The organism is Escherichia sp. Lx600-2 (assembly GCF_036662595.1).
Classification (GTDB): Bacteria; Pseudomonadota; Gammaproteobacteria; order Enterobacterales; family Enterobacteriaceae; genus Escherichia; species Escherichia coli.
On the sequence record NZ_JAYQWM010000134.1, the window covers coordinates 1 to 6,940 of the forward strand.

Annotated in this window: 5 protein-coding genes; 4 read left to right on the forward strand and 1 reads right to left on the reverse strand. The window is 50.0% G+C overall.

Annotation, left to right across the window (positions count from 1 at the left end; translation table 11 throughout):
- Window positions 1-420 precede the first annotated feature (420 nt).
- Window positions 421-1,761 carry a long-chain fatty acid transporter FadL gene (gene fadL, locus OQV04_RS22840; RefSeq protein WP_001295701.1) on the reverse strand — a complete coding sequence of 447 codons (1,341 nt, stop codon included), beginning with the start codon at window positions 1,759-1,761 and terminating at the stop codon, window positions 421-423.
- Between the two features lie 371 nt (window positions 1,762-2,132).
- On the opposite strand from fadL, the gene OQV04_RS22845 reads away from it, so the two are divergent.
- The 4 genes from OQV04_RS22845 (at window position 2,133) to sixA (ending at window position 6,732) form a co-directional block, all read left to right on the forward strand.
- A complete protein-coding gene (locus OQV04_RS22845; RefSeq protein ID WP_000030901.1) occupies window positions 2,133-2,417 on the forward strand; it encodes a YfcZ/YiiS family protein in 285 nt (94 codons plus the stop codon).
- 172 nt (window positions 2,418-2,589) lie between these two features.
- Window positions 2,590-3,900 (forward strand): acetyl-CoA C-acyltransferase FadI, encoded by a 1,311-nt coding sequence (fadI, locus tag OQV04_RS22850; RefSeq protein ID WP_032281321.1) that lies wholly within the window; start codon window positions 2,590-2,592, stop codon window positions 3,898-3,900.
- Entirely contained in the window at window positions 3,900-6,044 is a 2,145-nt protein-coding gene (fadJ, locus tag OQV04_RS22855) for a fatty acid oxidation complex subunit alpha FadJ (protein WP_032281320.1), read from the forward strand. The genes fadI and fadJ overlap by 1 nt, the downstream gene beginning before the upstream one ends.
- Before the next feature lie 202 nt (window positions 6,045-6,246).
- Window positions 6,247-6,732 carry a phosphohistidine phosphatase SixA gene (gene sixA / locus OQV04_RS22860; protein ID WP_001195817.1) on the forward strand — a complete coding sequence of 162 codons (486 nt, stop codon included), beginning with the start codon at window positions 6,247-6,249 and terminating at the stop codon, window positions 6,730-6,732.
- Window positions 6,733-6,940 lie beyond the last annotated feature (208 nt).

Consider the following 6,940-nt stretch of genomic DNA (forward strand, 5'->3'; position numbering starts at 1 on the left):
GATGGATTCTGGGTAAGCTGCGCTGGTATTGTTGATTGAAATAGATGGTAGCATGATTTTATTCCATGTTGATTGATTTGTTACAAATATATATTACCTAATAAAATAGACTATCAAATAACGCTCATTTATTTAGAACCTATCTTTAATTTGCGTGTATAAGCGCACAATAGCCAGGGTGGTTTGAGTATCCTGGAAATTCAAAAAAGTAAACTCTTTGAGAAGGACGAGCAGAACGCCTGAAAATATGCCTTTCCCTTCATGTTTGTCTGTGGATACCACTTACTGATTTGAAAGGGCAAGCTGCCATCAGGCTGTTTGCAAAACTCAGGAGGCAAGCAATGAGGAAACTACTTTCGGTGAAGTGGGGGAGTTAAAGCCACCTGCTATGCAGGTGACTTTAACTAAGCTAGCGTGTTATCAGAACGCGTAGTTAAAGTTAGTACCGAACAGCCAGGCTTTACCTTCAGACTCGAACTGGTATGGGCCTTCGTTAATTTTCACGCTCTGACCGTGCATATAAGAAACACCAACGTCGACTGAAGCATCTTTATTAAATGCGTAAGTCGTACCTGCACTCAGCCAGAAACGGTCCTGGTCCGGAATGGAGATAGAACGATTCTGTGCCGGAACTGGGCTGTCATCAAAGGCGATACCGGTACGGAAGGTCCAGTTATCATCGTAGTAATAAGTGGTACCCAACGCGATGCGGTAAGCATCTTTAAAGCCTTCATGTTTCTGGAACAGCGTGTCGCCACTGGTTGAGGTCGCTTTCAGCTGCTGGAACTGACTCCAACTGGTATAAGCAAGGCTATAGTGAATCGCCCACTGCGGATCAACACGGTTATAACCCGACACTTCCCACATTTCAGGCAGGTTCAGCGTCAGATAACCTGACTGCGTTGCGCCACCTGTCGCAGTAGGAATTGGCAAGCCGTAGTTATTAAACGCACGATTAAGATCGCTGCTGTAGTTACCTTTGAAGTCAATTTTCACTTCAGAACGGTAGGTCAGTGCATAGCGGTTATTTTTATCCAGTTCATACAGGATACCGGCGTTCCAGCCAAAGCCCCACTGGTTACCGTTCAGATGAGCGATTTTGGTATTACTGTCGATACCGTTGGCGGTAGCTGCCAATGCTTGCCCTTGCTGAGTTTGTCCAGCAGGAGATTGCATAATCTGACCAGCAACCAGCTGCCCCAGATCGCCTGCGAAACGTTCAATTTTCGCGCGAGCGTAGACGGCGTTGAAACCAAGACCAAAGCTCCATGCATTATTTAAGCGATACGCACCGCTTAAGTTCAGGTTCATGGTTTCAAGGTCGGTTGTACCCCCGACAGAGCCGCCTGCATAAGTATCGTTAAACTCTGTTGCCAGGCCATAGTTAGAGGTAATAGAAGCGCCCCAACCAAATTGGTCGTTAATCGGTGCAACAAAGTGCATGTTCGGAACCCATGCCGTAGGCGCGATGTTATCGGCTTTCAGGCTACGACCAGATGGAGATGTTCCGCTGATATTTACATCCGGGTCAATATAAACCGCACCCGCAGAAAATGTCGGGCGGTCAAACATAGTAATCAATGCGGGGTTACGGCTGACGTTACCTGCATCATCGGCAATTGCGCCTTCCCCTGAATAAGCCCGGCCCAGGCCAGAGGAAGAAAATTCGTTTAACTGAAAGCCTGCCGACCAGGCCTGGGTGGAGATAAGTGCCACTGCGACTGCGAGAGCAGACTTTGTAAACAGGGTTTTCTGGCTCATGACCATAACCTCAATGATTTATTTTTATACAAACTATGTTACGTGCTGTAACAGGAGCGCGAAGTGTAGGGTCTGAGGTACATCTTAGAAATCAGACCAGTGGCGAGAGTATAGGTCGGACCAGCTGGAATGTTGCAAGTATGTTTCTATCTTTTTTCAAATATGATCTAAGAAACGCGATCCAGCTGGCAAAATTTGGAGGTGTCGCACTCATGGATTCGGGTGAATTTTGTTTTAGATCATTTTTAAGTGTGATTTCGGTCACTTATCCGATTTTGCAGAATTAACAACTGGAGCAGCACTTTCCGGAAGCGTAAAATATCCACAACGTTTATCTGGCACCTTGGGTGCACATACAGAGGAAATCAACGATGAGTAAATGTAGTGCTGATGAAACCCCGGTTTGCTGCTGTATGGATGTTGGCACCATTATGGACAACTCCGACTGCACCGCGTCTTACAGCCGCGTGTTTGCAAACCGCGCAGAAGCAGAACAAACGCTGGCGGCGCTGACTGAAAAAGCCCGTAGCGTGGAATCCGAACCGTGCAAAATCTCCCCGACTTTCACTGAAGAGTCTGATGGTGTGCGCCTGGATATCGATTTCACTTTTGCCTGCGAAGCTGAAATGCTGATCTTCCAGCTGGGTCTGCGTTAATTCCTCTCGGGTACGTACGCCCCTGTCAATTGCTGGCAGGGGCGTTTTCTTTTCTCTTCTTCTTTTCTCTCTGTGTCATAGCTCCCACTTTCCCTTTTCTCCGCTTGGCTAAATGTAAAAAAATGGTTAAGACTATGATCAGGTCAGACCACTTTATTTACAGGGGAGTGTTATGGGTCAGGTTTTACCGCTGGTTACCCGTCAGGGCGATCGTATCGCCATTGTTAGCGGTTTACGTACGCCTTTTGCCCGCCAGGCGACGGCTTTTCATGGCATTCCCGCGGTTGATTTAGGGATGATGGTGGTAGGCGAACTGCTGGCACGCAGCGAGATCCCCGCCGAAGTGATTGAACAACTGGTCTTTGGTCAGGTCGTACAAATGCCTGAAGCTCCCAACATTGCGCGTGAAATTGTTCTCGGTACTGGAATGAATGTGCATACCGATGCTTACAGCGTCAGCCGCGCTTGCGCTACCAGTTTCCAGGCGGTTGCAAACGTCGCAGAAAGCCTGATGGCGGGGACTATCCGAGCGGGGATTGCCGGTGGGGCAGATTCCTCTTCGGTATTGCCAATTGGCGTCAGTAAAAAACTGGCGCGCGTGCTGGTTGATGTCAACAAAGCCCGCACAATGAGTCAGCGTCTGAAACTCTTCTCTCGCCTGCGTTTGCGCGACTTAATGCCCGTACCACCTGCGGTAGCAGAATATTCTACCGGCTTGCGGATGGGCGACACTGCAGAGCAAATGGCGAAAACCTACGGCATCACTCGTGAACAGCAAGATGCGTTAGCCCACCGTTCGCATCAGCGTGCCGCCCAGGCGTGGTCAGAAGGGAAACTCAAAGAAGAGGTGATGACTGCCTTTATCCCTCCTTATAAACAACTGCTCGCTGAAGACAACAATATTCGCGGTAATTCCTCGCTTGCTGATTACGCAAAGCTGCGTCCGGCGTTTGATCGTAAACACGGAACGGTAACGGCGGCGAACAGTACGCCGCTGACCGATGGCGCAGCGGCGGTGATCCTGATGACTGAATCCCGGACGAAAGAATTAGGGCTGGTACCGCTGGGATATCTGCGCAGCTACGCATTTACCGCTATCGATGTCTGGCAGGACATGTTGCTCGGTCCAGCCTGGTCAACACCGCTGGCGCTGGAGCGTGCCGGTTTGACGATGAGCGATCTGACATTGATCGATATGCACGAAGCTTTTGCAGCTCAGACACTGGCGAATATTCAGTTGCTGGGTAGTGAACGTTTTGCTCGTGAAGCACTGGGGCGTGCACATGCCACTGGCGAAGTGGACGATAGCAAATTTAACGTGCTTGGCGGTTCGATTGCTTACGGGCATCCCTTCGCGGCGACCGGCGCGCGGATGATTACCCAGACATTGCATGAACTTCGCCGTCGCGGCGGTGGATTTGGTTTAGTTACCGCCTGTGCTGCCGGTGGGCTTGGCGCGGCAATGGTTCTGGAGGCGGAATAATGGAAATGACATCAGCGTTTACCCTTAATGTTCGTCTGGACAACATTGCCGTTATCACCATCGACGTACCGGGTGAGAAAATGAATACCCTGAAGGCGGAGTTTGCCTCGCAGGTGCGCGCCATTATTAAGCAACTCCGTGAAAACAAAGAGTTGCGAGGCGTGGTGTTTGTCTCCGCTAAACCGGACAACTTCATTGCTGGCGCAGACATCAACATGATCGGCAACTGCAAAACGGCGCAAGAAGCGGAAGCTCTGGCGCGGCAGGGCCAACAGTTGATGGCGGAGATTCATGCTTTGCCCATTCCGGTTATCGCGGCTATTCATGGCGCTTGCCTGGGTGGTGGGCTGGAGTTGGCGCTGGCGTGCCACGGTCGCATTTGTACTGACGATCCTAAAACGGTGCTCGGTTTGCCTGAAGTACAACTTGGATTGTTACCCGGTTCAGGCGGCACCCAGCGTTTACCGCGTCTGATAGGCGTCAGCACAGCATTAGAGATGATCCTCACCGGAAAACAACTTCGGGCGAAACAGGCATTAAAGCTGGGGCTGGTGGATGACGTTGTTCCGCACTCCATTCTGCTGGAAGCCGCTGTTGAGCTGGCAAAGCAGGATCGTCCATCTTCCCGCCCTCTACCTGTACGCGAGCGTATTCTGGCGGGGCCGTTAGGTCGTGCGCTGCTGTTCAAAATGGTCGGCAAGAAAACAGAACACAAAACTCAAGGCAATTATCCGGCGACAGAACGCATCCTGGAGGTTGTTGAAACGGGATTAGCGCAGGGCACCAGCAGTGGCTATGACGCTGAAGCACGGGCGTTTGGCGAACTGGCGATGACGCCACAATCGCAAGCTTTGCGTAGTCTCTTTTTTGCCAGTACGGAAGTGAAGAAAGATCCCGGCAGTGATGCGCCGCCTGCGCCATTAAACAGCGTGGGGATTTTAGGTGGTGGCTTGATGGGCGGCGGTATTGCTTATGTCACTGCTTGTAAAGCGGGGATTCCGGTCAGAATTAAAGATATCAACCCGCAGGGCATAAATCATGCGCTGAAGTACAGTTGGGATCAGCTGGAGGGCAAAGTTCGCCGTCGTCATCTCAAAGCCAGCGAACGTGACAAACAGCTGGCATTAATCTCCGGAACGACGGACTATCGCGGCTTTACCCATCGCGATCTGATTATTGAAGCGGTGTTTGAAAATCTCGAATTGAAACAACAGATGGTGGCGGAAGTTGAGCAAAACTGCGCCGCTCATACCATCTTTGCTTCGAATACTTCATCTTTACCGATTGGTGATATCGCCGCTCACGCCGCGCGACCTGAGCAGGTTATTGGCCTGCATTACTTCAGCCCGGTGGAAAAAATGCCGCTGGTGGAGATTATTCCTCATGCGGGTACATCGGCGCAAACCATCGCCACTACGGTAAAACTGGCGAAAAAACAGGGCAAAACGCCAATCGTCGTGCGTGACAAAGCCGGGTTTTACGTCAATCGCATCTTAGCGCCTTACATTAATGAAGCTATCCGCATGCTGACCGAAGGTGAACGGGTAGAGCACATTGATGCCGCGCTAGTGAAATTTGGTTTTCCGGTAGGTCCAATCCAACTTTTGGATGAGGTAGGAATCGACACCGGGACTAAAATTATTCCTGTACTGGAAGCCGCTTATGGAGAACGTTTTAGCGCGCCTGCAAATGTTGTTTCTTCAATTTTGAACGACGATCGCAAAGGCAGAAAAAATGGTCGAGGTTTCTATCTTTATGGTCAGAAAGGGCGTAAAAGCAAAAAACAGGTCGATCCTGCCATTTACCCGCTCATTGGCGCACAAGGGCAGGGGCGACTCTCCGCACCGCAGGTTGCTGAACGGTGTGTGATGTTGATGCTGAATGAAGCAGTACGTTGTGTTGATGAGCAGGTTATCCGTAGCGTGCGTGACGGGGATATTGGTGCGGTATTTGGCATTGGTTTTCCGCCATTTCTCGGTGGACCGTTTCGCTATATCGATTCTCTCGGCGCGGGCGAAGTGGTTGCAATAATGCAACGACTGGCCACGCAGTATGGTTCACGTTTTACCCCTTGCGAGCGTTTAGTCGAGATGGGGGCGCGTGGGGAAAGTTTTTGGAAAACAAGTGCAACTGACCCTCATTAAAAGGGTCAAAGCTATATGAATCCGCGCTGAATGGCGGATTGTTGGTTAAAATGTAAACGCATATTGACTATACTTACGCCATTGAGGTAAAAAACAGCGTTTCATTCGGTGAATGGATAAGGCACAATGCCGGCCACCGTTTTCTTTCTCTGGTTTCAGATGAAAGAAAACGGGCGAATCTGGTTAACAAAAGCGGTGCAATATGCAAGTTTTTATCATGCGTCACGGCGACGCAGCCCTCGATGCCGCCAGTGATTCGGTTCGTCCTCTGACCACTAACGGTTGTGACGAATCTCGCCTGATGGCGAACTGGCTGAAAGGTCAAAAAGTGGAAATCGAACGCGTTCTGGTGAGCCCGTTCCTGCGAGCCGAGCAAACATTGGAGGAAGTAGGGGACTGTCTGAACCTGCCTTCCAGTGCAGAAGTTCTGCCGGAGTTAACGCCCTGCGGCGATGTTGGTCTGGTCAGTGCCTATTTGCAGGCGTTGACCAATGAAGGTGTTGCTTCGGTGTTGGTTATCTCCCACTTACCGTTAGTTGGGTATCTGGTCGCCGAGTTATGTCCGGGCGAAACGCCGCCTATGTTTACCACCTCGGCCATTGCCAGCGTAACGCTTGATGAAAGCGGAAAAGGCGAGTTCAACTGGCAGATGAGCCCATGTAATTTGAAGATGGCGAAAGCTATCTGATTCGTTTGAAAAAATGCCCGATGTACAGCTTACATCGGGCATTTGTCTTTTTGCAATAGAAGATATTCACTCAAAACCTTTCACGGAGTTGATACGCTTCGATACAGAATTCATCGCACTTTTTCCTCTGCTTCCCTATTAATTTCTGACGAAATGAGACTAAGTTGTAATATATTCTTACAAATTATAAAACTAATAGAACAGTTAA

Coding starts and splice junctions, on each gene's coding strand:
- OQV04_RS22845 (WP_000030901.1), top strand. CDS start 2,133: ATGAGTAAATGTAGTGCTGATGAAACCCCGGTTTGCTGCTGTATGGAT.
- fadI (WP_032281321.1), top strand. CDS start 2,590: ATGGGTCAGGTTTTACCGCTGGTTACCCGTCAGGGCGATCGTATCGCC.
- fadJ (WP_032281320.1), top strand. CDS start 3,900: ATGGAAATGACATCAGCGTTTACCCTTAATGTTCGTCTGGACAACATT.
- sixA (WP_001195817.1), top strand. CDS start 6,247: ATGCAAGTTTTTATCATGCGTCACGGCGACGCAGCCCTCGATGCCGCC.
- fadL (WP_001295701.1), bottom strand. CDS start 1,761: ATGAGCCAGAAAACCCTGTTTACAAAGTCTGCTCTCGCAGTCGCAGTG.